Here is a 24,753-nt window from a genome sequence, read left to right as displayed (position 1 = left end):
CGCCGGCCCGCCTCGGGGCAGTGGGCCGGAGCCCGGTCTGTCACTTTTGCGGGGGAGTGAACTCCACCGGAAGCGTGCGCAGACCGCGCATGATGAGCCCGCCGCGCCACCGGAGTTCCTCCGGTGCCCCCGCGAGCCGCAGATCGGGCAGCCGGGTCAACAGCGTGGCGAGCGCGGTCTGCCCCTCCAGACGGGCCAGCGGGGCACCCAGACAGTAGTGAATTCCGTGGCCGTATCCCAGATGCTGGTTGTCGCGCCGGCCCAGATCGAGCACATCCGGGTCGGCGAACCGCTCCGGATCCCGGTCCGCGGCGGCGAGCACGACGAGCACCGGGTCGCCCGCGGCGATGCGCTGCCCGCCGATGGTGACCGGCTCGGTGGCGAACCGCCAGGTGGCCAGTTCCACCGGGCCGTCGTAGCGCAGGAGTTCCTCGACGCCGGTCTCCAGCAGCCCGCGGTCCCCTGCGGCGAGCGCCCGCTGCAGGCGCTCGCGCTCGCCGGGGTGGGTGAGCAGGGCGTAGGTGCCGTTGCCGATCAGGTTCACGGTGGTCTCGAAGCCCGCGAACAGCAGGATGAACGCCATGGCGGCGGCCTCGTTCTCGGTGAGGTGCTCACCGTGGTCGGAGGCGCGGATCAGACCGGAGATGAGGTCCTCGGCGGGGGCGGGCTCGGCGGGCAGGGCCTCGCGCTTACGGTGGATCAGCTCGGCGAGATAGCCGCGCATCTTCTTCACCGACCGGGCGACCCCGCCGCGCGGGCCGCCGCCGTGACGGATCATCATGCCCGCCCAGTCCCGGAAGTCGTCCTGGTCCTCGCGCGGGACGCCGAGCAGGTCGCAGATGGCGTAAATGGGGAGGGGGAAGGCGAACTCGTGGATGAGGTCGGCGGAGCCCCGGTCGGCGAAGTGGTCGATGAGTCCGTCGGTGAGCTCCTGCACGCGGGGGGCGAACTCCGCGACGCGGCGCGGGGTGAACGCCTTGCTGACGAGGCGTCGCAGCCGGGTGTGGTCCGGCGGATCGATGTTCAGCAGATGCGTCATCAGCTCCGCCTGGCGCTCCCCGGGGATGCCGGTCCTGCCCTTGGCGTGGGCCGGCTCGTCGTGGTGCGCGGGGTTCTTGGACAGGCGGTTGTCGGCGAGGGTCTGCTTGGCGTCGGCGTACCGCGTGACCAGCCAGGCCTCCACTCCGCTGGGCAGCCGGGTCCGGTGCACGGGGGCGTGCTCGCGCAGCCAGGCGTAGGCGGGGTAGGGGTTCGCGGCGAACTCCCGGCTGAACAGCTCGGGGTGCGGACGGTGGCCCTGCGGGGCGGCGGGGCGGGGCTGGTCTGACATGGGCTGAACCTAGAGCTCGGAGGGCTGGGGACGTCGGGCGGGTGCGGGTGGGTGGGGGCCGGGCGCGCAGTTCCCCGCGCCCCTGTACACACGGACGCCGGGAACGCCGGGCAGGTGCGGGTGAGCGGGGGCCGGTCGCGCAGTTCCCCGCGCCCCTGTACACACGGACGCCGGGCAGGTGCGGGTGAGCGGGGGCCGGGCGCGCAGTCCCCCGCGCCCCTGGGTGTGTCGGACCGGGCGTGGGGAAGGAGCCAGGGGGCGCCGCCGCTCAGTCCGCTGGGCCTTCCTCCGTCGCGCGGATCGCGTCGCGGTAGGTCCGGGCCGCCGCTCGCAGCGCCGCCTCCGGGTCGGTCCCCGCCGCCTCCGCCCGCGCCGCCAGCGCCAGCAGCTCGTAGCCGACCCCCTCCCCCGCCGGCAACGGCACCTCCAGCCCCGCCGTCCGCGCCCGCGACGCCAGTTTCGCCGCCAGTGCGAGGGCGGGCTGCCCCAGCGGCACGCCCTCCGTCACCGAGCTGCGCCGCTTCTCCTCCGCCTTGGTCCGCAGCCAGTGCGCCTTGACGTCCTCCGGCGTCTCCGCCCGCTCCTCGCCGAAGACATGCGGGTGGCGGTGGATCAGCTTGGCCACGATGCCGCCCGCCACGTCGTCGACGGAGAACGGCTCCTCCGGGTGCTCCTCGGCGATGCGGGCGTGGAAGACGACCTGGAGGAGGACATCGCCCAGTTCCTCCCGCAGTTCCTGCCGGTCCCCCTCCTCGATGGCCTCGACGAGTTCGTACGCCTCCTCGATGCCGTACTTCGCCAGGCCCTTGTGGGTCTGCTGGGACGACCACGGGCACTCCGCCCGGATGCGGTCCATGACCTGGACCAGGTCGAGCAGACGGGCGCCCGGCAGGTCGTAGGAGGCGGGGAGCAGCTCCAGCTCGGGCATCCGGACCCTGCCCGTCCCGGCCAGCCGCGCCAGCCCGTCGGTCAGCGCCGGCTCGCCCTCCCCGGTCGCCACGACGACCACCGTCCGCCCGCCCGCGCAGGCGTCGACGATCTCCTCGGCGGTCGGCGAGGCCTCCTCGACCGATATCCCCGCCTCCCGCAGATACGGCAGCTGCGGGTGGGTGCCGTCCGCGCACAGCACCCGGTCGGCCGCGTGCAGGACCTGCCAGGCGGGCCAGGACAGCAGGCCGGGCGCGACGCGGTGGCTGGTGGTGAGCAGGACGGCACGGCCGGGGCCGCCGTCCTCGGGAGTCGGTGCGGAGCTGTTTGCGTTCACGCTCCGAAACTAGCCCACGCCACCGACGGCTCCCGAGTTGTCCACAGGCGGCTTGTCCACAGGCCCGGTCGCGTCAGAGGTTCCGGGGCGCGGCGGAGGCGGCACTGACGTCCTTCACCCACGGCACCTGCGCGTCGACGCGGCTGCTCTTCTCCACGTCCCACTCGCCGTAGCGCGGGTTAAGGTCGATGTCGAGCTCCTTGCCCGCCTCGGACAGCGCCTGCCAGAAATCGGGCCGGCTGGTGTCCGTGCCGAGCTGCTGGGCGAGCTTCTGGGCCTGGAGCTGGAGGCGGAGGTTCTCTTCGAGGCGCTGCGGCGGGATGCCGTACTGCTGGAGCCAGGCGTCCTCCAGGGCCCGCGACCCGCCGGCCTGCTCCTCCAGGTCGGAGCGCATCTGCTGGATCTCGCGGTCCGTGACCTTCACCCCGGCGTCGCGCGCGGCGTGCTCCAGCACCCGGTCCAGGACCATGCCGTGCAGGGTGTCGCGGGTCAGGCTGCCGGTGCGGGCGATGGCCTGCTGGTACTGGGCCTCGTCCGGTACGGCCGCCCGCTGGGCCTCGCGGACCTCGTCGACGCGGTTCTCCAGCTGCGACACGGTGATCCGTTCCCCGCCGATCACGGCCGCGGCACCGGGGTGCGCGTCGTTCCCGCAGGCCGTGAGCAAGGGCGCTGCGGCGATCGCGGCGGTGAGGAGGAACGCGGTGCGACGGCGGCGGTGCAAGGAGACCTCCTGAGGAGAGCTTGTGCGGCGGTGCACAAAGTCTTGCGGTGATCGATGGTAGGCATCGGCCAAGCTCTGGCCAACCCATTCGACCAACGATTCACCAGGACTTCCGGCACCGCCCCGGCCCGCCGTCCGGCCGTATGGCCCCCTTTGCGGTCCGCTGCCCGCTATCCGCGCACCTGTCCCAGCCACCCCAGGGTCCGGCGGATGTCCGCGGCCAGCGGGTGCCCGGGGCCGTGCACGCGCTCCACGTCGTGCAGCAGCCGGGCCAGCGTGTCGTGCGCGGCGGGCCGGTCGCCCAGGGCGAGCAGCAGATGGCCGATGCGGCGGCGGACGTCGTGGGCGAGCTGCGGGTCACCGGCGGCCACGTACTGGTTCTCGTAGTAGGCCAGCAGCGCGCGGTACTCGGCGAGCGCCGCCGCCGGTTCGCCGAGCTGCTCCAGGCACTGGGCGGCCTCGTAGCGGTAGCGCAGGGACTGCGGGTCGGCCTGGCCCGCCTCGGCGGCGCGCTCGTCGGCGAGGCGGCGCAGCTCGGGCAGGGCACGCCGGTACTGGCCGTCGTCCAGGAGGGTGGCCGCGTACTGCTTGCGCAGGGTGCGCACGACCGGGGAGTGCTCCCCGTGCTGCTCGGCGGCGACGGGCAGGATCGCGCCGAGGATGTCCACGGCCTGGGTGATGCGGCCCTCGCCGAGCAGCCGTTTCACCTCGTCCACGGCGGCGGCGACGTCGGCCTTCTCCGCGGCGGGCGCGGGCGGCGCGGCGGGGGCGGGCTGCGGCGCGGGCGTGCGCGCGCGATCCGGCCAGGGGGCCTGCGGGCGCAGGAACGGGCGGGTGGGGTCCAGGGGCGCGCCGGTGGGCGTTCCCCGCGCGGGGAGCAGCTGCGACAGGTGCTCGTAGACCTCCTGCGCGGAGTCGGGGCGGTGCTGCGGGTCCTTGGCGAGCAGCCGCAGCACCAGGGTCTCGAGGGCCTCGGGCACCTCGGGGCGGATCCGGCGCACCGGCACGGGCGGCTCGTACAGGTGCCGGTGCAGCACCCCGAGCGCCGTCGATCCCGCGAACGGCACGTCGCCGCTGAGCAGCTCGTGCATCAGCACCCCGAGCGCGTACAGGTCGGTGTACGGGCCGACCGCGCCGCCCATCGCCTGCTCGGGCGCCATGTAGGCGGGCGAGCCGATGGGGGTGCCGGTGTGGGTCAGGCGGGTGGTGTCGGCGTCCATGACGGAGGCGACGCCGAGGTCGAGCACGGTGACGGTGCCGTCCTGCTTCACCATCACGTTGCGCGGCTTGAGGTCGCGGTGGACGATCGGCACGGCGTGCACGGCGCTCAGTACGGCACACAGCTGCGCGGCGACGGCCGCCGCCCACTGCCACGGGTAGGGGTCGTGTTCGGCGAGGTGGTCGCCGAGGTCGGCGCCGTCGACGTACTGCATGACGAGGAACAGCTCCTCGCCCTCGCTGCCTGCGTCGTGCACCGTGACCAGGCCGGGGTGGTCGACCTGGGCGGTCACCCGGCACTCGCGCACGAAGCGGCGGCGCAGTTCGTCGGCCTCCTGTCCGGCCACCTTGTCGGGGCGCAGCAGCTTCACCGCCACGCGCCGGTCCAGCCGTTTGTCGTAGGCCGTCCAGACCTGTCCCATGCCGCCCTGACCTATGAGCGTGGACAGTTCGTAGCGGCCGGCGACGACACGTCCCGTCGTCACGCTCACCTTCCGCCTTCGCCGTTGCCGTGCTGTCCCTGCTGGCCGTCCTGCCGGCGCAGGTAGTCACTGAGTTCGTCGAGCTCGGCGCGCACCTGGTCGATCCGGGCCGGCGCGGGGCGCTGCGCCTGCCCCGGCTGCGGCGGTACGGAGGTGGGCGGCACCGGTGTGTGCGGGGCCTGCGGCTGCGGGACGGGGGTGGGCGCGTAGGGCGAGGCCGCCTGCTGCGGGAAGCCGAACGGGGCCTGGGGTCCCGGCGCCTGCATCGTCGTCGCGTGCGGCGAGGGCACCGGCCCGGCCGCGTACGGGCGGCCCAGGCGCCGGTGGTGGAGGATGTCCACGATCAGGTAGTACGCGGAGGCGGCCGCGCCGGACAGCAGCATCACGAACACGGCGAGGCCGGTGCGGGAGTCCGACTCCGGCAGCGCACCGGCCACCGCCACACAGGCGATGGTCAGCGGGATGCACACCCAGGCCACCGCCCAGTCGAGCGTGCGTCCCCGCAGGAAGGCGATGCGGAAGAGCGGTACGCAGGCCAGCAGCCCGCAGCAGAGGACTCCGGCGGCGGCGTACAGCACACGCTGCGTGATGACCGATGCGCCGCTGGGTGGGGGCGGCGCCGCGCCGTGGCCGTACATGACTGCTCCTGGACAGGATCGCGATGGGAACTCGGTCGAGACTCCGAGCGTATAGGCCGATGGCGACAACGGGTCCCGGATGTACCGAACCGTTGTCGTCCTGATCGCCCGGCACCACCGGCCGAGCTACCACGCGGGGGCATTCACGGCACCCCGCGCGGGTGCCCCGCGGGGCGGCGTCCGGGCCGCTCGGAGTCCTCGCGCGGGACGCGGCAGGCTCGGTCCGGCGGGCGCGCCCGAGGGTGCGGTCCGCGGGCTCACCCGAGGGCACGTTCGCGGGGACCGGCGTCGGGGGCGTCCCGCGGGGTCAGTTCGGTGGAATGGTTCCGTCGGTGAGGTTGTCGTAGGTTTCGCGGACCAGTTGTTCGCCCAGTCGGCCCGCCTCCTTGAGGGCGCGTTCGAAGGCGTCGAGGGCGCGGAAGCGGGCGCCGTAGCGGCGTTGTTCGTCCGGTGGGAGCCGGGGCAGCCGCATGCGGCGCACGTCGAGCCGGGTGGCCGTGGACGCGTAGCTGCTGGCCTGGCGGTGGTTGGCGGTGCCGCGCAGGAAGCCGGCGAGGAACCACGCGTCGAGCACGGCCGGGTCGGGGCGCAGCAGGACGAGGTTGCGGCCCAGGACGGCTCCGGCGCTCGCCTCGTCGACGACCCGCGCGACGGCGCCCGAGCCGAGCACGGGGACGACGACGTCGCCCGGTTCGGTGAGCACCGCCTCCTCCTCGCTCTCCGGCAGCGTCCCGGAGGGGGCGGTGCCGGCGAGGACGTCGTGGTCGGTGAGCACGGGCACGCGCGCGTGCCCGCCGTGGCCGCCGGTCCGCATCACCAGGGCGCCGCCGCGCGCCAGTTCACCGACGGTGGTGAACGGCGGCCGGCCGGAGCCCGCGGGCGGTGCGGGTTGGGCGGGCGGCGGGGCCAGGTCGGCGGTCAGGCGCAGCGTCTCGTCGAGCCGGCCGCGTACGTCGGTGAGCCGGACCGCGTCGGCCGCCGCGGCGGGGGGCGGCAGCCGGCGGGCCGGGGTCAGGTCGATGTCGTCGTCGAGGAGTTCGACGACCGGCACGGAGCGGGCCAGTCCGGGGCGTTCGTCGAGCCGGCCGGCCCGGTCGAAGGCGCGCCAAGCGTCCAGGACCGTCTCCCGTACCCCGGGCCAGTCGGGCCCGCCGCGTCCCCCGACGGCGAACTGCCCGGCGTCGGTGAGCAGCACCTCCGGCTGCACCGGCGCCTGTTCGGGCCGCCGCAGCACCCACAGGTGCAGCGGGAGGTTGTACGGGGGCGCCGCGCCGGCCGGCAGCGCGACGACGGCGCGCAGCGCGCCCCGGCGCAGCAGGTCGGCCCTGATCCGGCGCCCTGAGCGGCGGGAGGCGGCGGCGGGCGGCATCAGCACCACGGCGGTGCCGCCGTCCCGCAGCCGGGCGAGCGCGTGCTGCACCCAGGCCAGTTCGGACTCGGTGCGGGCGGGAAGGCCGTACTCCCAGCGCGGGTCGTAGGCGAGTTCGTCGTGGCCCCAGTTGCGCTCGTTGAACGGCGGGTGGCACAGCACCGCGTCGGCCCTCACCTCCGGGCGGGGGTCGGCCCCCAGGGTGTCGCCGGCCACGGCGCGCACGCCGGCGCGGGTGTGCAGGGCGAGGCGCAGCGCGGTGAGGGCGGCGAGTTCGGGGGCGCTGTCCTGGGCGTACAGCTCCTGGCCCGGGCGGTGGGCGACGGAGCGGAGCAGGGCGCCGGTGCCGCAGGCCGGGTCGAGGACGGTGCGGGGGGTGCCGGCGAGGCCGGCCATGAGGGCGGCGAGTTCGGCGGGGGTGGGCGTGTACTGGCGTGGGTTGGCGTCGAGGTGGCGGCCGAGCAGGAACTCGAAGGTGTGCCGGGCACCGCGCGCGGCGGCGAGTTCGGCGACGCCGCGCAGGAGGGGGGCGGAGGGGAGCAGTTGAGGGCCGGTGGGGAGCTCAAGGGCGGAGGCGGAGACGGCCGGGGCGCCTGGGCCGGAGTTCACAGTGTTCGGGGAGTTCACACGTGATCCGTCCGGTGGATCAAGGCGTGGCGTGAGCACGCGCTCCAGTGCCGCGGGAAGCATCGCGGCGAGCCGCTCGTCGGTGCCGGAGCTGATCCCGAGCCAGTCCGGGGAGCGGTCGTGGATGAGGAGCAGGACACAGCCGGCGTGAGTGAGGGCGGTGACGGGTCCCGCCGGATGGCCGGCGAGCTGCTGCCAGACGCGTTCCCTGAGGGGCACCTCGGCCAGTTTGCGGTGGCTGCGCAGCCACCCCTCGACCTCGGTGAGCGCGAAGGAGGGGCTGGCCTCGGTGCCGCCGACCGGGCGGGGGAAGTCGGCGTGCCGGCGCCGCCAGTTGCTGACGGCGGCGCGGCCGACACCGGCCAGCCGCGCGATCCCGGCGGCGGTCACTTCTGTCGCGTTGTCCTGCATGCCCGGCACCCGCCCCGCTCCCCTCGGTCCACGTGTGGCCCCGAGCATACCGAGACACACACGATGCCCTGGTTCACGCTCGTGCACTTTCAGCACCACGTGAACCATGTTGACTCGGTTCACGCACTCTGTTCTCATTGGCCCCGCGAACGGGCGGTCGCCGGCAAGGTGGCGGTCGCCGCCGTAGGGAGGGGAACAACCATGGGCATGAAGAGCAAGATCGCGCTGGGCGCCGTCGTGGGCATCGTCGTCATCGGCGCCGTCTCGGCGAACTCCGGCGACTCGGACGGCGGTTCCACCGGCAAGGACTCCTCCGCCTCCGCGCAGCGGCAGGCGGGCGACACCAAGCAGGACGACGCGCCGGACACCGGGGCCGCCGAGGACGAGGGCACCGAGAAGGCGTCCCAGGCCGAGCGGTTCAAGGCGTTCGTGGAGAAGAACGGGACGGCCAAGGAGAAGGAGGCCGTCTCCCACGTCACCAAGGTCCAGGGCGCCGACGAGCAGAACAACATCCTCGACGCCGCGGACGTCCACACCGACTTCACCGGCGGCATGATGGGCGAGGGCATGGGCCCCGCCAAGCTCATCACCTCCGCGTTCGCCGACTGGAAGCAGAGCGACAACGGCCTCGTCAGCGTCTACGACGCCGACGGCGAACTGATCGGCAACGGCAACTTCTGACAGCAGGCCGCCCCGCGCTTCACAGCGGGTGCCGCATCCACACGTTGGGCTCGACGTACACGGCGTATCCGCGCTCCGCCTCGCAGCGCACCGGCGCCAGCGCGCCCGGCACCAGGACCTCGCCGTCGGTGTCGAAGGGCAGCCCGGTCCAGTCACGCCAGTGCTCCACCGAGGCGGCCACCGTCATCGAGGCCGGCGCCACCGACTCCACGGTGGCCCCGGCCCGGGCGTGCACCCGCAGCCAGGGGTCCTGCGGCAGACCGTCCGGACGCACGCGACGGACGTACTCCTCCATGGGCGTACGCGGCTCCAGGTGCTTGGCGCTGGGCCGCACGGGGGCCACGACCTCACGAAAGCCACGCACCCGGGCGTTGTCGCGCAGCGCGGAGAGCATCACGGCGGACAGCCCGCGGCCCTGGGCGTGCGGGGCGACGGAGACCGAGATGGCACTGACGGTGTCGGGGCGCCTGTCCCGGCGCAGATCGGAGAAGGCCCACACCATGACCTCGTCCCAGCCGCGCGCGGGCAGCCGGCCGCGCCCCTCGGCGCCGAGCGCGAACGGCACGCTGTACGCACTGGCGACCACGTCACTGCGGTCGTCCTCGGCGAAGAGCACGTACTCGGGCAGTTCCGCGGCGATGCGCGGGAAGTACCCGTAGCCCACCATGTCCTCGAGCACGAACTCCGGCCAGGTGTCCGCCATGTCCTGCACATCCGCCGCCCGGTCGGGGCGGTCGGCGAGGCTCGATACCGTGAAGTCCATGCCGTCACGGTAGGCGCACACCCGTGAACAGGGGAAACGATGTGTCAGCCGCCGCACTGCTCCAGCATCATCCGCCGGTCGGCCGGTGTCACCGGCAGTTCGTACTTGACGGCGACCTGGGCGAAGCGGACCGCGTAGGCGCAGCGGACGCTCTTGTTCGGGGGGAGCCAGGAGGCGGGGCCGGAGTCCCCCTTCGCCGAGTTGGCGCGCCCCTCGACCGGGAGCAGGTTCAGCACGTCGTTGGCCAGTTGCTCGCGCTTGCTCTCCGGCCAGCGGGCGGCCCCCATCTGCCAGCTGTAGGACAGCGGGACCACGTGGTCGATCTGCACCTCGGCCGCCTTCGCCTTCTTCCAGGCGATGTCCTTGCCGGTGTACGGATCGTACAGCTCCATCGACACGACCACGCAGTCGGAGCCCTTGCGGAACTCGACGTCCCGCCCATGAAGTTTCAGCAGGTCGTTCCGGGTGTCACAGCCGTTCCTCGCCAGTGGCACCCCGTCCGCCGTGTCCATCCAGGCGTAGCCGAACTCGTCCCGGTCGTAACCCGTCTTCGGTCCCCGGCCCTTCGTGGCCACCTTCTCGATGAGGGCGACGGCGGCCGCGCGGTTCTTCTCACCTGTCACGGGGGCGAGGCCGGGTGCGGTGCCGTCGGGGTTGTCCAGCGGGCTGACGGCACGTCCGCCGGGTGCGGCCGACGCGCTGCCGCCGCCGGCCGGGGAGCCGGTGTCCGGCAGTTGCTCGCAGCCGGCGAGCAGGACCACCGCGGCGGCCACCGCCGATCCCGTGCACCGAAGCCGCCGGCCCCGCCCCTTGTGTCGCGTCACCGCGCCCCTCCCTCACTCCTGTTGTATCCCTGCCCCGGCGGGGGCGGGCCGATCCCGGATCTCACCGTAACGAGCGACAGGTCCAGACCAATTCAAGGCCCCCTTGGGCATTCACCCCGAACCGCGCGTATTGTCTGTTTTGAGTCATCTCCGGAAGGAGCTCTGGATGGGCATCCTCGACAAGCTCAAGGGCAACAAGGCCGCACGCGACAAGGCCAAGCAGGCCTCGGACGCCGCGGAAAAGAAGATGAACGAGAGGACCGGCGGCAAGTACGAGCAGCAGATCGACACCGCGCAGCAACAGGCCGAACGCCGGATGGGCATGGACCGCGACCGCCCCGACCAGCAGTAAGGCCTCGCGCAGTCGTCAGTGCCGTCCACGGCGACCCGAGCCGTGGACGGCACGCTGTACGAGGGCGGCCGGGGACCGGCGTCAGGAGCCCAGCACCGACGTCAGGAACTCCCCGACCCAGCCGAGCAGATCCCGTCCGACCAGCGGCTTCCCGCCCACCTTCGCGGTCTTCGGGCGCGGCACCAGCACCTGGTGGGCGGCCGGCTTGATGACCGCGCCCGGGTACAGCCGCTTCAGCCGCAGCTCCTGCGACTCGCGCAACTCCACGGGCGCGAAGCGGATGTTGCTGCCCTGGAGCACGATCTCGCCCACCCCGCACGCGCGGGCCAGCATCCGCAGCCCCGCCACCAGCAGCAGGTTCTCCACCGGTTCCGGCAGCTTGCCGTAGCGGTCGACGAGCTCCTCACGGACGGCCTTGACGTCCTCCTCGGAGTTGGCCGAGGCGATCGCGCGGTACGCCTGCAGGCGCAGCCGCTCGCCGGGTGCGTAGTCGTGCGGGACATGCGCGTCGACCGGCAGCTCGATCTTCACCTCGAGCGGCGGCTCCTCCTCGATCTCCCCGGTCTCCAGCTGGCGCCGGTAGTCCGCGACCGCCTCGCCGACCATCCGCACGTACAGGTCGAAGCCGACGCCCGCGATGTGGCCCGACTGCTCACCGCCGAGCAGGTTTCCCGCGCCGCGGATCTCCAGGTCCTTCATCGCCACGTACATGCCCGCGCCCATCTCCGTGTGCTGGGCGATCGTGGCGAGCCGCTCGTGCGCCGTCTCGGTCAGCGGCTTCTCCGGCGGGTACAGGAAGTACGCGTAGCCGCGCTCCCTGCCCCGGCCCACCCGGCCGCGCAGCTGGTGCAGCTGGCTGAGGCCGAAGTTGTCGCCGCGCTCGACGATCAGGGTGTTGGCGTTGGAGATGTCGATGCCGGACTCGACGATCGTCGTCGACACCAGCACGTCGAACTTCTTCTCCCAGAAGTCGACGACGACCTGCTCCAGCGCCGACTCCGACATCTGGCCGTGGGCGGTGGCGATGCGCGCCTCGGGCACGATCTCGCGCAGCCGGGCCGCCGCGCGGTCGATGGACTCCACCCGGTTGTGGATGTAGAAGACCTGGCCCTCGCGCAGGAGTTCACGGCGGATGGCCGCGCCGATCTGCTTCTGCTCGTACGGCCCGACGAAGGTGAGCACCGGGTGGCGCTCCTCCGGCGGGGTGGTGATGGTCGACATCTCGCGGATGCCGGTCACCGCCATCTCCAGGGTCCGCGGGATCGGTGTGGCGGACATGGTCAGTACGTCCACGTTGGCCCGCAGCTTCTTCAGCTGCTCCTTGTGCTCGACGCCGAAGCGCTGCTCCTCGTCGACGATGACCAGGCCCAGGTCCTTGAACTTCGTCTCCGAGGAGAACAGGCGGTGGGTGCCGATGACGACGTCCACCGAACCCTCCCGCAGCCCCTCCAGGACCGCCTTGGCCTCCGTGTCGGTCTGGAAGCGGGACAGCGCCTTGACGACCACCGGGAACTGCGCGTACCGCTCGCTGAACGTCCCGAAGTGCTGCTGCACCAGCAGCGTGGTCGGCACCAGCACCGCGACCTGCTTGCCGTCCTGGACGGCCTTGAACGCGGCCCGCACCGCGATCTCGGTCTTGCCGTAGCCGACGTCGCCGCAGATCAGCCGGTCCATGGGGACCGACTTCTCCATGTCCTCCTTGACCTCGGCGATGGTGGTGAGCTGGTCGGGCGTCTCCGCGTAGGGGAAGGCGTCCTCCAGCTCGCGCTGCCAGGGCGAGTCGGCGCCGAAGGCGTGGCCGGGGGCGGCCATGCGCGCGCTGTACAGCTTGATCAGGTCGGCGGCGATCTCCTTGACGGCCTTCTTGGCGCGCGCCTTGGTCTTGGTCCAGTCCGCGCCGCCGAGCCGGTGCAGGGTGGGCGCCTCGCCGCCGACGTACTTGGTGATCTGCTCCAGCTGGTCGGTGGGGATGTAGAGCCGGTCGCCGGGCTGGCCGCGCTTGGCGGGGGCGTACTCCACGACCAGGTACTCGCGGGTGGCGCCCTGCACGGTGCGCTGCACCATCTCGATGTAGCGGCCCACGCCGTGCTGCTCGTGCACGATGTAGTCGCCCGCTTCCAGGGTGAGCGGGTCGATGGTCTTGCGGCGCCGGGCCGGCATCCGGGCGCCCTCGCGGCCGGACGCCTTCTGGCCGGTCAGGTCGGTTTCGGTGAGGACGGCGAGCTTGAGTGCCGGGTCGACGAAGCCGTGGTCGATGCAGCCGCAGGCGACGTGCACCACGGAGGGGCTGATCCCACCGAGGTCGGTGTCGAGACGCGCGGCGATGCCCTCGCCGCCGAGCACCTCGACCGTACGGGCCGCCGGGCCCTGACCCTCCGTGACAAACACGGTGCGCCAACCGTCGGCGAGCCAGCCCTTGGCGTCGGCCAGCGCCCGCGCGGTGTCGCCGCGGTAGGTCTCGGGGGCGTGCATGCCGAGCTTGAGGGTGTCCGGGTCGAGTTGGTCGTCCGCGGCGAACGGCGACACCGACCACCACATCATGTCCAGCTCGCGCGCCCGGTCGCGGACGTCCGCGATCGACCACAGGGACGCGGCGCCGACGTCGATGGGCGCCTCCCCGCCGCCGGCGGTGGCCGCCCAGGAGGCCTGCAGGAACTCCTGCGACGTGGCCACCAGGTCCGACGCGCGCGTGCGCACCCGCTCCGGGTCGCAGACGACGGCCATGGCGCCCTTGGGCAGCACGTCCAGCAGCAGCTCCATGTCGTCGACGAGGACGGGGGCCAGGGACTCCATGCCCTCCACGGCGATGCCCTCGGCGATCTTCCCGAGCAGTTCACCCAGCTCCGGGTGGGCCTCGGCCAGGGTCCGGGCGCGCTCGCGTACGTCGTCGGTGAGCAGCAGTTCGCGGCAGGGCGGCGCCCACAGGCCGTGCTCGGCGATCTCCAGGGAGCGCTGGTCGGCGACCTTGAAGTAGCGGATCTCCTCCACGTCGTCGCCCCAGAACTCCACCCGCAGGGGGTGTTCCTCGGTGGGCGGGAAGACGTCCAGGATGCCGCCCCGTACGGCGAACTCGCCCCGCTTCTCCACGAGCTCCACGCGCGCGTACGCGGCGGCGGCGAGGGCCTCGACGGTGTCGTTCAGGTCGGCGGTCTGTCCGGTGCGCAGGGCGACGGGCTCCAGGTCGCCCAGGCCCTTGACCTGCGGCTGGAGCACGGAGCGTACGGGGGCGACGACGACGGAGACCGGGCCGGTGTCGGGGTCGTCGGGGCGGGGGTGGGCCAGGCGCCGCAGGACGGCGAGGCGGCGGCCGACGGTGTCGCTGCGCGGGCTGAGCCGCTCGTGCGGGAGCGTCTCCCAGGAGGGGTACTCCACGATGTCCTCGGGCGGGAGGAGGGAGCGCAGGGCCGCGGCCAGGTCCTCGGCCTCGCGGCCGGTCGCGGTCACGGCGAGCACGGGGCGGGCGGTGTCGCGGGCCAGGGCGGCGATGGTGAAGGGGCGGGCCGCGGGCGGGCCGACGAGGTCGACGTGCGTGCGGTTGCCGTCCGCGGCCGCGGTGATCGCTTCCGCGAGGGCGGGGTCCTTGACTACGGCGTCGAGCAGACCGTGCAGGCTCATGCGGGGCGGGTTCCCTCCGGGGGTGTGCAACACGACGGGCCCGACGCGCGCTGCGGGCCGGGGGTGTCAAGGGTACGTCGCCGCGTCCGCGGGTGCGGGGGGCTGTGGACAACGCCGGCCGACCGGTGAGCGGGGTTGCCGCCGGCCCACCAGGGGCTCCGCCTCCTGGACCCGGTGGGCGGCGCTGCCGCCGGCCCACCAGGGGGCTCCGCCCCCTGGACCCCCGGGCCTATGCCCACCCACCACCCGACTCGGTGACTCGAGAAGCCGAAGCACGCAGCCCGCACACCCCGCCCACGCCACCCGACCCGGTGACTCGGGAAGCCCGGAGCGTACAGGCCACGCACCCCCGCCCACGCCACCCGACTCGGCGTCTCGGAAGCCGAAGCACGAAACCCGCACGCCCACCCGCGCCACCCGACCCGGTGACCCGAGAAGCCGGACGCCCGGCTCGGTGGCTCGAGGAGACGGGGTGCTGAGGGCGCACGCACCGGCGCCGGGAGTCCCCCGTGGGACTTCCGGCGCCGGTGGTTCCCCCGCAACCCCCGTGTGCGGTGGCTAATCGGTGGCGATGGCGTTCAGGACGTTCATGCGGCCGGCGCGGAAGGCCGGGACCAGGGCCGCGAAGAGGCCCACGAAGGCCGAGCCGATGAAGACGCCGGTGATCGTCGGCCACGGGATGTCGAGGACCTTCATCCCCTCCAGCGCCAGGAGCTGCTGCGCGGTGGCGCCCCAGCCCATGCCCAGGCCGAGGCCCAGCAGCGCACCGAACAGGGCGATCACGACCGACTCCATGCGGATCATGCGGCGCAGCTGCCGGCGGGAGAGGCCGATGGCCCGCATCAGGCCGATCTCCCGGGTGCGCTCCACCACCGACAGGGCCAGGGTGTTCACCACACCGAGGACCGCGACGACGATCGCCAGGGCCAGCAGGCCGTAGATCATGTTCAGCAGCTGGCCGATCTGGTCCTTCAGCGCCTCCTTGTAGTCGGTCTGGTCACGCACCTCGTACTGCGGGAAGCCGTCCAGCGAGGCCTTCAGCGCCGTGTACGCGGCGTCCTTCTGCCCGTCCTTCGCCGAGGCGAAGACCAGCTGGTCCAGGGGCATCTTGTCGGCCGGGACGTACGTGGCGAGGGTGTCGATGGACGTGTACATCGCACCTTCGTCGATCATGCCCTCGCTGCTGGTGATGGCCCGGACCGTCAGGGTGCCCGTGGTGCCGTCCTTGAAGGCGACGTCGATCGTCGAGCCGATGCGCACGCCGTGGTCCTTGGCGAAGTCCTCGTGGACGGACATCGAGTCGGGCCGGTAGGCGTCGGCGAGCGTGCCGGCGACGGTCTCGACCCGCAGGTCGGTCGCGTACGTCGGGTCGGCGGCGGTGATCGCGGTGTCGTCGGTGGTCTTGCCGTCGGGCGTGGTGAAGTCGGCCTCGGTCCACTTGTACTCGGTGACCCGGTCGATGCCCGGCGTCGACTTCACGGCCTTCACGGCCTCCGGGGTGATCGGCTGGCCCAGGTCGTCCTGGATGATGAAGTCCGTGCCGACCGCCTTGTCGAGTTCCTCGGTGGCCGAGGCGACCATGGAGGAGCCGACCACGGACAGGCACGCCACCAGGGCCAGGCCGATCATCAGCGCGGCGCCGGTCGCGCCGGTGCGGCGCGGGTTGCGCAGGGCGTTGCGCTCGGCCATGCGGCCCACGGGTCCGAAGGCCCGCAGCAGGATCGCGCCGAGGACGCGGACCACGCCGCTGGCCAGCACCGGTCCGATGACGACGAACCCGATCAGGGACAGCACCACGCCCAGGCCCAGCCACAACGAGCCGTCGCCGGCCGTGTCGGCGGTTCCGGCCAGGTAGAGGGCGAAGCCGCCGGCGCCGGTGAGGACCAGACCGATCGCGGCCCGGATCCAGCCGGCCTTGGCGTCGGCGGGGGTGCCGGCGTCGCGCAGCGCGGCCATGGGGGAGATCTTCCCGGCGCGCCGGGCGGGCAGGTAGGCGGCGAGCACGGTGACGACGACCCCGAGGATCAGGCCGAGCGCGGGCGTCGTCCAGGCGACCGTGAGGTCGTCGGTGGACAGCTCCATGCCGATCGAGCTCATGAGCTTCATCAGGCCGACCGCGAGGCCGATGCCCGCGCCCACGCCGAGGACGGAGCCGATCAGGCCGAGCAGCAGGGCCTCCACCAGCACCGAGCGGTTGACCTGCCGGCGGGAGGAGCCGATGGCCCGCATCAGGCCGATCTCCCGGGTGCGCTGGGCGACCAGCATGGAGAAGGTGTTGATGATCAGGAAGATGCCGACGAGGAACGCGATCCCGGCGAAGCCGAGCATGGCGTACTTCATGACGTCCATGAACTCGCCGACGCTCTCCTGGTTGGCCTCCGCGGTCTCCTCGGCGGTCATCACCTTGTAGCCGCCGCCGAGCGCGGCCGTGACGTTCTTCTTCAGCTGGTCGTCGCTGACGCCGTCCGCGGCGGTGACGTTGACGCTGGTGTACACGTCGCTCTCGCCGACCAGGGCCTGCTGGGCGGTGCGGGTGTCCAGGAAGAAGATCGCGGCACCGGGGTTGGTGACGGTGAAGTCGGCGATGCCGGAGATCTTCGCGGTGTGGGTGCCGACCGCGCCGATGACACGGATCTCGTCGCCGAGCTTCAGGTCGTGGTTGTCGGCGGTGTCGGCGTCGACCATGATCTGGGCGGCGCCCTCGGGCTCCGTACCGGAGGTGATCTCCATGGTGCGGGCGTCGTTGCCGTTCCAGCTGCCGACGATGGTCGGGGCGCCGCTGTTCGGCGAGAGACTGTCGTTGTCGCCGTCGACCACGGTCACCTGGGTGGAGGCCACCGTGCCCTCGGCCGACCGCACGCCGGCGGCGGCCTCGACCTTCTCGAGCACGGACGCCGGCAGCACCGGCGGTTTGCCGTTGCCGGCGTCCGTCTCCCCCGTGTCGGAGGCGTCCTTGTGGCTGACGGTGACGTCCGAGGACGTGGCCGCGAACAGCTTGTCGAACGTGGTGTTCATGGTGTCGGTGAACACCAGGGTGCCGCACACGAACGCCACCGACAGCAGGACCGCGATCGCCGACAGCGCCATGCGCCCCTTGTGCGCGAAGAAGTTGCGCATCGAGGTCTTGAGCACGGTCATGACGTGCGCCCCCGGGCGTCGAAGTCCTTCATGCGGTCCAGGACCTGCTCGGCGGTGGGCTGGTGCATCTCGTCGACGATGCGGCCGTCGGCGAGGTACAGCACGCGGTCCGCGTAGGAGGCGGCCACGGGGTCGTGGGTGACCATCACGATGGTCTGGCCCAGCTCGTCGACCGAGCGGCGCAGGAAGCCGAGGACTTCGGCGCCCGCGCGGGAGTCGAGGTTTCCGGTCGGCTCGTCACCGAAGATGATGTCCGGCCGGGCGGCCAGCGCCCGTGCCACGGCGACGCGCTGCTGCTGGCCGCCGGACAGCTGGGTCGGCCGGTGCTTGAGCCGCTCGGCGAGTCCGACGGTCTCCACGACCCGGTCCAGCCACCCCTTGTCGGGCTTGCGGCCGGCGATGTCCATGGGCAGCGTGATGTTCTCGAGCGCGTTCAGCGTCGGCAGCAGGTTGAACGCCTGGAAGATGAACCCGATCCGGTCCCGGCGCAGCCGCGTGAGCTTCTTGTCCTTCAGTCCGGTGATCTCGGTCTCGTCCAGGTAGATCTGACCGGACGTCACGGTGTCGAGCCCGGCGAGGCAGTGCATCAGGGTGGACTTGCCGGACCCGGAGGGGCCCATGATCGCGGTGAACTGTCCCCGCGCGATGTCCACGTCGACGTGGTCGAGGGCGACGACACGGGTCTCGCCGGACCCGTACGCCTTCACGACCTGCCGCGCCCGCGCGGCAACGGCCGTAGGCCCTCCAGTACCCCCGTGCCTGGGAATGGTCACAGCCGATGTCACGGTAAGTCTCCTATGTCGGTCAGCAAAGTGAAATGCGGTGCCCGTCGGCCGCCGCCCCCGTGGTGCGGCGGCCGCTCGGTGCGTCCTCGTGCCTGTGCTGCAAGTCTCGCGGTGGGAGGGGGTCGGGCGCGCTGGTGTTCAGCGCAGTCTTCTCCTGGGGAAAACCCCACCCCCGCTGCTGTGCCGCCCCACCCCCCGGCGGCGTAAAGCCAGGTTAAGGACGGCTGCCGCCCCGTCTCGTCCTCCGTCGGTACGAACCCTCCCCGAGCCGTCGTACGGAGGTACCCCTAGGGGCTTCAGCCGACGGGAGGAGTCCGTCTCGGGGTCGGCTCCTCCGGCCGGCGCATCCGAGGCTCCACCCTCCCGTCGCGTCAGGGTCAAGTCCGATCGCGTCGAGGCCGAGCCGGGGCCGGCCGAGGGGACCTGATGGCTCAAAAAGTATGAGTTAATCCAGGTAACCCCTCAGGTCAGACCGGGGAAACGCCGCGGAGAGCACATACCGACCGCTCAGTTCGGCCAAAACGCAGCACCCTCCCCTACGCGCGAGTAACGTGCGGGCTCCACTCCCCACCCCCTCCCTGCCGTCCCCGCACGCATTCGAGCCACGCAAGGAGAACGGGATGCCCACCGACCCGTACCCGCACCCCCGTCCCCACCCGCCGAACGCCGCCTCCCCCGCCTACCCCACCTACCCCTGGCTGCCGCCGGCCCCGCCCGCCCCCGCACCGCGCCGCGCCCCTCAGCACGCCCCGCTCGGACACCACTCCGACCTGCGCCGGCTGCGCGGCGCCTACCGCCTGCAACGCCGTACGGCCACCCTCACCGCGCTCGGATACTTCGTCCTCTTCCTCGTCCTGTCGGCGTTCGCCCCCGGTTTCATGGCCGGCACCGTCACCGACGGCGTCCCCACCGGGCTGCTCCTCGCCGTGCTCCAAGTACCCGTCACCTGGCTGGCGATCGTCCTGTACGAGCGCACCGCCCGCCGCCGCGTCGACCCCCTCGCGGAGCTGATCCGCCGTCAGAGCGCCCTGGACGCCAAGCGGGAGGCCACCCGATGAACTCCCAGTTCGGCGGCGACACCCAGGCCATGGCCCTCGTCGGCTTCTCCGCCGTCGCCACGGTCACCCTCCTGCTGTGTGTGATGACCGGCCCCGACCGCGACGACCTCGACGAGTTCTACACCGGCTACGGTTCCCTGTCCCCCATGCGCAACGGCCTGGCCATCGCCGGGGACTACATCTCCGCCGCCACCGTGCTCGGCACCGGCGGCATCATCGCCCTGTTCGGCTACGACGGCATCGTGCTCGCCCTGAGCACCGCCCTGTCCCTGATGCTGCTGATGTTCCTGCTGGCCGAACCCCTGCGCAACGCGGGCCGGTTCACGATGGGCGACGCGCTGACCCGCCGCATGCCCCAGGAGCGCGGGATACGGATCGCCGCCAGCGCCGTCACCCTCGCCTCGCTGCTGCCGCTGATGCTGGTCCAGCTCGCCGGAACGGGGCAGCTCATGGGGTTCATCCTCGGCTTCTCCGGCGAGGCCCTGCAGACGGGCTGCATCATCGGCGTGGGCGCGCTGATGATCAGCTACGCGGCGATCGGAGGCATGAAGGGCACCGCCCTCATCCAGATCCTCAAGATCGTGCTGCTGCTCGGCTCCGGCATCGTCGTGGCCGCCCTGGTCCTGCACCGCTTCGACTGGAGCCCCGGGGCGCTGTTCGAGGCGGCCGCCGCGGGCAGCGGCGTCGGCGACGCGTTCCTCGCCTCGGGCCTTCAGTTCACCGGCGGCGTCAGCCCCGGCTGGGACATGATCACGTCGCATCTGACGGTCGTCCTCGGCGGCGCCTGCCTCCCCCACATCACCATGCGCATGTACACCGCCAACAGCGCCCGCCAGGTGCGCCGCTCGATGTCGTGGGCGGTCTCCGGCGTGGCCCTGTTCGTCCTCGTCCTCACCGTCATCGGCTTCGGCGCGACCGCCCTGGTCGGACGGGCCGCCCTCGCCCAGGCCGACCCGCAGGGCAACACCGCCTACCTGCTCGGCTCCCAGGCCGCGTTCGGCGCGGAGCTCTCCACGGCTGAAACGTTCCTCTTCACCACCGTCACCACCGCGGTCTTCCTCACCGTCCTCGCCTCCGTCGCCGGCATGATCCTCGCCTGCGCCAACTCCCTCGCCCACGACGTCTTCGCCGCCCGCGTCCAGGAGATGTCACCGCGCCGCGAGATGATGACGGCCCGCCTGTCCGCACTGGCCGTGGGCGTCCCCGCGATCGTGCTCGCCACCCTGGTGCAGCACCACAGCCTGCACCCCCTGATCACCCTGTCCTTCTGCCTGGGCGCCTCCGCCATCGCCCCCGCCCTCGTCTACAGCCTCTTCTGGCGCCGCTACACCCGCACGGGCCTGCTCGCCACCCTCATCGGCGGCTCCCTGTCCGTGCTGCTGCTCATGCCGGGCACCAACCTCGTCTCCGGCTCACCCGTCGCCGCCTTCCCCGACGCCGACTTCAACTGGTTCCCCTTCACCACCACCGGCCTGGCCTCCATCCCCGTCGGCTTCCTCTGCGGCTGGCTCGGCACCGTCGCCTCCGGCCGCGGGCGCGCGGAGGAACAACGGCGCCAGTACGAGGCGGTGGAGGGCTGGATCCTCGCCGGAGCGACCCGCAGGAGGATGTGACACCCCGCCTCCCTCACTCCACCACCCGGCCCGTCAGCGCGCTGAGCGACGCGCACACATGATCCATGTGCGTCTGCACGTCCTCCCGCCGGTCGGCATGGTCGCGCAGCACCCGCTCCGTCTCCCGCGCGATGCCCTCCGCGCGGGCGCGCGCCTCGGCAAGCACCTCAGCCGCGCGCTCCCGCGCCTCCTCCGCACGCCGCCGCGCCGCCTCCTCCGCCTCGGCGAACACCTGCTGCGCCTCCGCCAGCACACCCCGGGCCCGCTCCTCCGCCTCCGCCTGCCGGGCGTCCAGCGCGGCCACCCGCTCGGCCTCCTCCCGCTCCACCTCGTCCAGCCGCGCCGCCTGCTCCCGCGCCCCTTCCGCGAGCATCCCGGACGTGCGCTCCCGCATCTCCCGCACCGCCGCCAGCGCCCGCCCGCGCTCCTCCTTCACCTCCAGCCGGGCCGCGATCCGGATCTCGTCGGCCTCCGCGCGGGCCGCGGCCAGCCGCTCCCGGGCCTGCTCGTCCGACGCCCCACGCACCCGGTCCGCGTACGCCCGCGCCGCCTCCGTCATGCCCGCCGCGTCGTCCCGCGCCAGATCCGTCAGGTCCCGCGCATGCTGCCGGGCCGCCTCCCGCACGGCCGCCGCCTCCTGACCGGCCAGCTCGAACAGCCGCCGGGCACTCTCCCCGAGCGACTCGTACGTCTGCTCCGGAAGCGACGCCACCCGGGCGCGCAGCAGCTCCAGGTCCTCCTCCATCTCCCTGGCCAGCACCGTCAGCCGCGCCGCCCGCTCCCAGGCCGCGTCACGGTCCTCCGAGAGGGTCTCGACGTAGGCGATCACCTGCAAGGGACGGTAGCCACGCCCCCGCACGACCTCGAAGCCCTGCGACGACACCGATGCGCTGCTCACCCTGGAACCCCTCTCCACCGACGGACACGAAGCCCACCACGACGACCGAGTGCGAAATGGGATGAATCGCGCACATCTTGATGGATCACACGGAAGTGTTCATAACGCGACACTCCGCAGAGGGGAGAGCGGAGCGGGCGGAGGGACGCGGAGGAGAGCCGGGGGGAAGACGCGAAAACCGGGCCCGGTCGCCTCCACGACCGGACCCGGCTCCTCGCGTCATGCGGGCTCAGCGCCGCCGCGTCACAGCAGTCCGTCCCACATCTGCTCCAGCAGCACCGACCACCAGCTCTCCGGCGACCCCAGCGCCGCCGGGTCCAGCGCGGCCAGTTGCGCCTGGAAGTCGACGGTCCAGCGGCCCGCCTGCTCCTGGTTCAGCCCGAACCGCAGCCGCCACATCCGCCCCAGCAGCGCCAGACAGCGCGCGAACTCCGGCAGCCCGGTGTTCACGAACTGCGGCGGCACCGGCGCACCGCCCGGCCCGGCCTCCACCGGCACCGCCACGATGTTCGCCGTGCCGTACTGCACACAGATCGCCTTGCCGAAGTCGCTGCCCATCACCAGGTACGAGCCCGCGTCCGACGCCGCCTGCACACCCCGCTCCGCGGCCAGCTCCGCCAGCGTCGGCACCGGACGGCCCGGCTGCGCCTGCGCCCAGAAGAACGGGCCCATGTCCATCGGCAGCCCCGCCACCACCAGCGTGTGCGCCACGACCGGCGGCACACCCTGCCGGGACACCGCCGCCTGCTCGAACCGGAACACCCCCGGCCCGAACGCCCCCGCCAGCTCCTGCGCGACCGCCTCCGGCGGAAGCGGCGGCGCCGGCTGCACCGGCGGAACCGGCGCACGCACCGGCGCCGGACGCGCCGGACCGTCCGCCACCTGGTGCAGCTCGCCCTGGTGGGCCAGCAGCTGCTGCATGCCCTGCTGCCGGCTGGCGTGATCCGTGCCGTACGGGGCGATGCTCGTGATCCGCGCCTGCGGCCACTGCTCCCGGATCATCCGCGCACAGTACGCGCCCGGCAGCTCGCACGACTCCAGCTCGGTGTGCAGCTCCAGCACCTGGTCCGGCGGCACGTTCATGCCGCGCAGCTCATGGAAGATCTGCCACTCCGGATGCGGTGTACCCGGCGCCGAACGCCGGATCAGCTGCTGCTCGGAACCGTCCTGCGCGCGGTAGCGCAGCACCGCCTGGTAGCCGGGGCCGACCGTCGGCTGACCGCCGGGCTGCGGCGGATAGCCGTACGCCGGAGGCTGCCCGGACCCCGGAACCCCCTGCGGAGGCACCGCCCCGGGGGGCGGCGGAGGAGCGCCGGCGGGCGCACCCGGAGGAGCGGGGGGCGGAGGCGTACCGGGGCCGGACACCGGAGGCGCGGCCAGCACGGTCTCCGCGTGGTGCACCGGCGGACGGCCGCCCGGTCCGGCGCCGGGGGCGCCCGGAGCGCCTGGAGCGCCGGGCGCCCCGGGGGCACCGGGCGGGCCCGGAGGCGCGGGCGTACCGGGAGCGCTGGGCGGACCCGCGGGCGGAGGCGTTCCCGGGGCGCCGGGCGGGCCCGGAGGCGGAGGCGTTCCCGGGGCGCCGCCGCCCATGCTTCCCGGGTCGGCGAGCATCGTCGCCGCGTGATGGACGCCGCCGGGCGGCGTACCGCCGGGCGCGTTCGGCGGGGCGGGCGGGGGCGGCGTACCGACCCCCTCCGGGCCGCCGAGCGACGACACCAGCTGCGTCGGCACATACCCGCCCGCGGTGCCGCCGGGCGGGGGCGTACCGCCGGACGGCGGCGGAGGCGTGCCGCCCGGACGCGCACCCGGGGTTCCGGGGGCCCCGGGAGGCGGCGGCGTCGCACCGGAGCCGCGGCGCGGCGGCGGGGCCGCCTTGCTGGTCTCGGCGTCGGCGATGTCCCCCGCGTGCGGCGCGAGCGGCCGCCCGGGCGTACCGGGACCGGGCGGCGGAGGCGTCGGCGCGGACGGCGCGGGCGTGCCCGGACCGGGCGTACCGGGCGCAGGTGTGCCCGGCGCGGGCGTACCGGGCGCGGGCGTACCCGGCGCGCCGGCCTGCGGATAGCCGTACTGCGGGGGCGCGGACGCGGGCGGCGACGCGGGCGGCGGCGTCCCCTGCCCCGCGCCGGGATCCGGAAGCGCCGGCGCGACCGCCGTCGGCGGAAGCTGGCTGCCGCCCGACATCAGCGCGGTCTGCGCATCCGCCGGCGCCGAGAGGCCGGACGGCGCCCCGCCGTCACCGGGCTCGCTCAACTGCGGCGCGAACACCGTCTGCGGCAGCGGAACGGAACGGTCCTCACCGGCGTCGGCGTTGGTGTCCGTACCCGCCCACGGAGTCGCCCCCTCGGGCACACCGGCACCCGGCTGCGCACCGCCCGTCCCGGCAGCGGGCCACGCGGCCCCGCTCCCCGGACCCGCCGGCGCGTCCTGCGGGCCCGCAGCCGGAGCCTGGGCCGGAGCCCCACCCTGCGTCGGAGCCCCACCCGAAGACGCGCCCGGAACCGGCCCCGCCGCGGACCCCGCAGCCGAAGCCGCGGCCGGAGCGGCCTCCGGGCCGCCCCCCGCACCCTCCCCGCGCCGGTCCGGAATCCCCAGCCGGTCCGCCGCCTCCTGCAACCACTCCGGCGGACTCAGCAGGAACGACGTCTGATTCAGATCCACCCGCGCCGCCGGCGCCGGCTCCGGAGCCGGCGCCGCCGCATCACGGCCGTACTCCTCCTCGTACCGGCGGATCACCTCACCCACCGGCAGCGCGGGCCACAGCGTCGCCTCACCACTGTCACGGGCGATCACCAGCCGCTGCCCGCCACCGTCCGAACGGGGCCCGTCCGCACGGTCCTCCGCCCACACCACGAAACCGAGACCGAACTCCCGTACCCGCACCTCACGGTGCTGGTACGACGGAACATCCCCGTTGACCCACTCCTCAGCGCGCTCCTGCGCCTGCGCGAACGTCACCATGCCGAGAC

The 24,753-nt window shown here is 73.3% G+C and carries 17 protein-coding genes; 4 read left to right on the top strand and 13 right to left on the bottom strand.

Features of this window, described 5'->3' with window-relative positions:
* Positions 1 to 40 precede the first annotated feature (40 nt).
* From AC5L3C_RS22435 to AC5L3C_RS22410, 6 genes are all read right to left on the bottom strand, one after another.
* On the bottom strand, positions 41 to 1,330 hold the full coding sequence (locus tag AC5L3C_RS22435) for a cytochrome P450 family protein (RefSeq protein ID WP_493650538.1): 1,290 nt from the start codon (positions 1,328 to 1,330) through the stop codon (positions 41 to 43).
* Positions 1,331 to 1,598: 268 nt separating this feature from the next.
* A complete protein-coding gene (locus AC5L3C_RS22430) occupies positions 1,599 to 2,594 on the bottom strand; it encodes a nucleoside triphosphate pyrophosphohydrolase (protein ID WP_493650537.1) in 996 nt (331 codons plus the stop codon).
* Positions 2,595 to 2,667: 73 nt separating this feature from the next.
* A complete protein-coding gene (locus AC5L3C_RS22425) occupies positions 2,668 to 3,315 on the bottom strand; it encodes a SurA N-terminal domain-containing protein (protein WP_493650536.1) in 648 nt (215 codons plus the stop codon).
* Between the two features lie 170 nt (positions 3,316 to 3,485).
* Entirely contained in the window at positions 3,486 to 4,982 is a 1,497-nt protein-coding gene (locus tag AC5L3C_RS22420) for a serine/threonine-protein kinase (RefSeq protein WP_260605001.1), read from the bottom strand.
* A gap of 38 nt (positions 4,983 to 5,020) precedes the next feature.
* The gene (locus AC5L3C_RS22415; RefSeq protein WP_493650535.1) at positions 5,021 to 5,653 is read right to left on the bottom strand and encodes a hypothetical protein; all 633 of its coding nucleotides are present in this window, start codon (positions 5,651 to 5,653) and stop codon (positions 5,021 to 5,023) included.
* A 307-nt stretch (positions 5,654 to 5,960) separates the two neighbouring features.
* The gene (locus AC5L3C_RS22410) at positions 5,961 to 8,060 is read right to left on the bottom strand and encodes an N-6 DNA methylase (RefSeq protein WP_493650534.1); all 2,100 of its coding nucleotides are present in this window, start codon (positions 8,058 to 8,060) and stop codon (positions 5,961 to 5,963) included.
* A 201-nt stretch (positions 8,061 to 8,261) separates the two neighbouring features.
* Between AC5L3C_RS22410 and AC5L3C_RS22405 the strand changes: the two genes are divergently transcribed.
* Positions 8,262 to 8,741, top strand: coding sequence for a hypothetical protein (locus AC5L3C_RS22405; protein WP_493650533.1), 480 nt, complete (start codon positions 8,262 to 8,264; stop codon positions 8,739 to 8,741).
* Positions 8,742 to 8,760: 19 nt separating this feature from the next.
* Here AC5L3C_RS22405 and AC5L3C_RS22400 read toward each other — a convergent pair whose 3' ends face one another.
* Positions 8,761 to 9,504 (bottom strand): GNAT family N-acetyltransferase, encoded by a 744-nt coding sequence (locus AC5L3C_RS22400; RefSeq protein WP_493650532.1) that lies wholly within the window; start codon positions 9,502 to 9,504, stop codon positions 8,761 to 8,763.
* Between the two features lie 44 nt (positions 9,505 to 9,548).
* The gene (locus tag AC5L3C_RS22395; RefSeq protein WP_493650531.1) at positions 9,549 to 10,328 is read right to left on the bottom strand and encodes an HNH endonuclease family protein; all 780 of its coding nucleotides are present in this window, start codon (positions 10,326 to 10,328) and stop codon (positions 9,549 to 9,551) included.
* Positions 10,329 to 10,494: 166 nt separating this feature from the next.
* On the opposite strand from AC5L3C_RS22395, the gene AC5L3C_RS22390 reads away from it, so the two are divergent.
* Positions 10,495 to 10,680 carry an antitoxin gene (locus tag AC5L3C_RS22390; RefSeq protein WP_125506009.1) on the top strand — a complete coding sequence of 62 codons (186 nt, stop codon included), beginning with the start codon at positions 10,495 to 10,497 and terminating at the stop codon, positions 10,678 to 10,680.
* Positions 10,681 to 10,761: 81 nt separating this feature from the next.
* On the opposite strand, the gene mfd is transcribed toward AC5L3C_RS22390, so the two are convergent.
* The 3 genes from mfd to AC5L3C_RS22375 form a co-directional block, all read right to left on the bottom strand.
* Positions 10,762 to 14,295, bottom strand: a complete 3,534-nt coding sequence (gene mfd / locus AC5L3C_RS22385; RefSeq protein WP_493650530.1) for a transcription-repair coupling factor — start codon at positions 14,293 to 14,295, stop codon at positions 10,762 to 10,764.
* 558 nt (positions 14,296 to 14,853) lie between these two features.
* On the bottom strand, positions 14,854 to 17,433 hold the full coding sequence (locus AC5L3C_RS22380; RefSeq protein WP_493650529.1) for an ABC transporter permease: 2,580 nt from the start codon (positions 17,431 to 17,433) through the stop codon (positions 14,854 to 14,856).
* Positions 17,430 to 18,218, bottom strand: coding sequence for an ABC transporter ATP-binding protein (locus AC5L3C_RS22375; RefSeq protein WP_125506006.1), 789 nt, complete (start codon positions 18,216 to 18,218; stop codon positions 17,430 to 17,432). Before AC5L3C_RS22375 ends, AC5L3C_RS22380 begins: the two co-directional genes overlap by 4 nt.
* 620 nt (positions 18,219 to 18,838) lie before the next feature.
* On the opposite strand from AC5L3C_RS22375, the gene AC5L3C_RS22370 reads away from it, so the two are divergent.
* Together AC5L3C_RS22370 and AC5L3C_RS22365 are read left to right on the top strand one after the other, a co-directional pair.
* Complete coding sequence (locus AC5L3C_RS22370; RefSeq protein WP_493650528.1) at positions 18,839 to 19,276, top strand: DUF485 domain-containing protein; 438 nt, start codon at positions 18,839 to 18,841, stop codon at positions 19,274 to 19,276.
* The gene (locus tag AC5L3C_RS22365) at positions 19,273 to 20,889 is read left to right on the top strand and encodes a sodium/solute symporter (RefSeq protein ID WP_493650527.1); all 1,617 of its coding nucleotides are present in this window, start codon (positions 19,273 to 19,275) and stop codon (positions 20,887 to 20,889) included. Before AC5L3C_RS22370 ends, AC5L3C_RS22365 begins: the two co-directional genes overlap by 4 nt.
* Positions 20,890 to 20,902: 13 nt before the next feature.
* Here the strand turns inward: AC5L3C_RS22365 and AC5L3C_RS22360 are convergent, their stop codons facing one another.
* Both AC5L3C_RS22360 and AC5L3C_RS22355 read right to left on the bottom strand, forming a co-directional pair.
* Positions 20,903 to 21,787: a cellulose-binding protein gene (locus AC5L3C_RS22360; protein WP_493650526.1), complete on the bottom strand. Its 885-nt coding sequence runs from the start codon at positions 21,785 to 21,787 to the stop codon at positions 20,903 to 20,905.
* Positions 21,788 to 22,030: 243 nt separating this feature from the next.
* Positions 22,031 to 24,745, bottom strand: coding sequence for an SUKH-4 family immunity protein (locus AC5L3C_RS22355; RefSeq protein WP_493650525.1), 2,715 nt, complete (start codon positions 24,743 to 24,745; stop codon positions 22,031 to 22,033).
* Positions 24,746 to 24,753 lie beyond the last annotated feature (8 nt).

It is taken from the genome of Streptomyces speibonae, assembly GCF_984686075.1.
The sequence above is the reverse complement of the archived record's forward strand: the minus strand, read 5'-3'. Positions and strand labels throughout refer to the sequence as shown.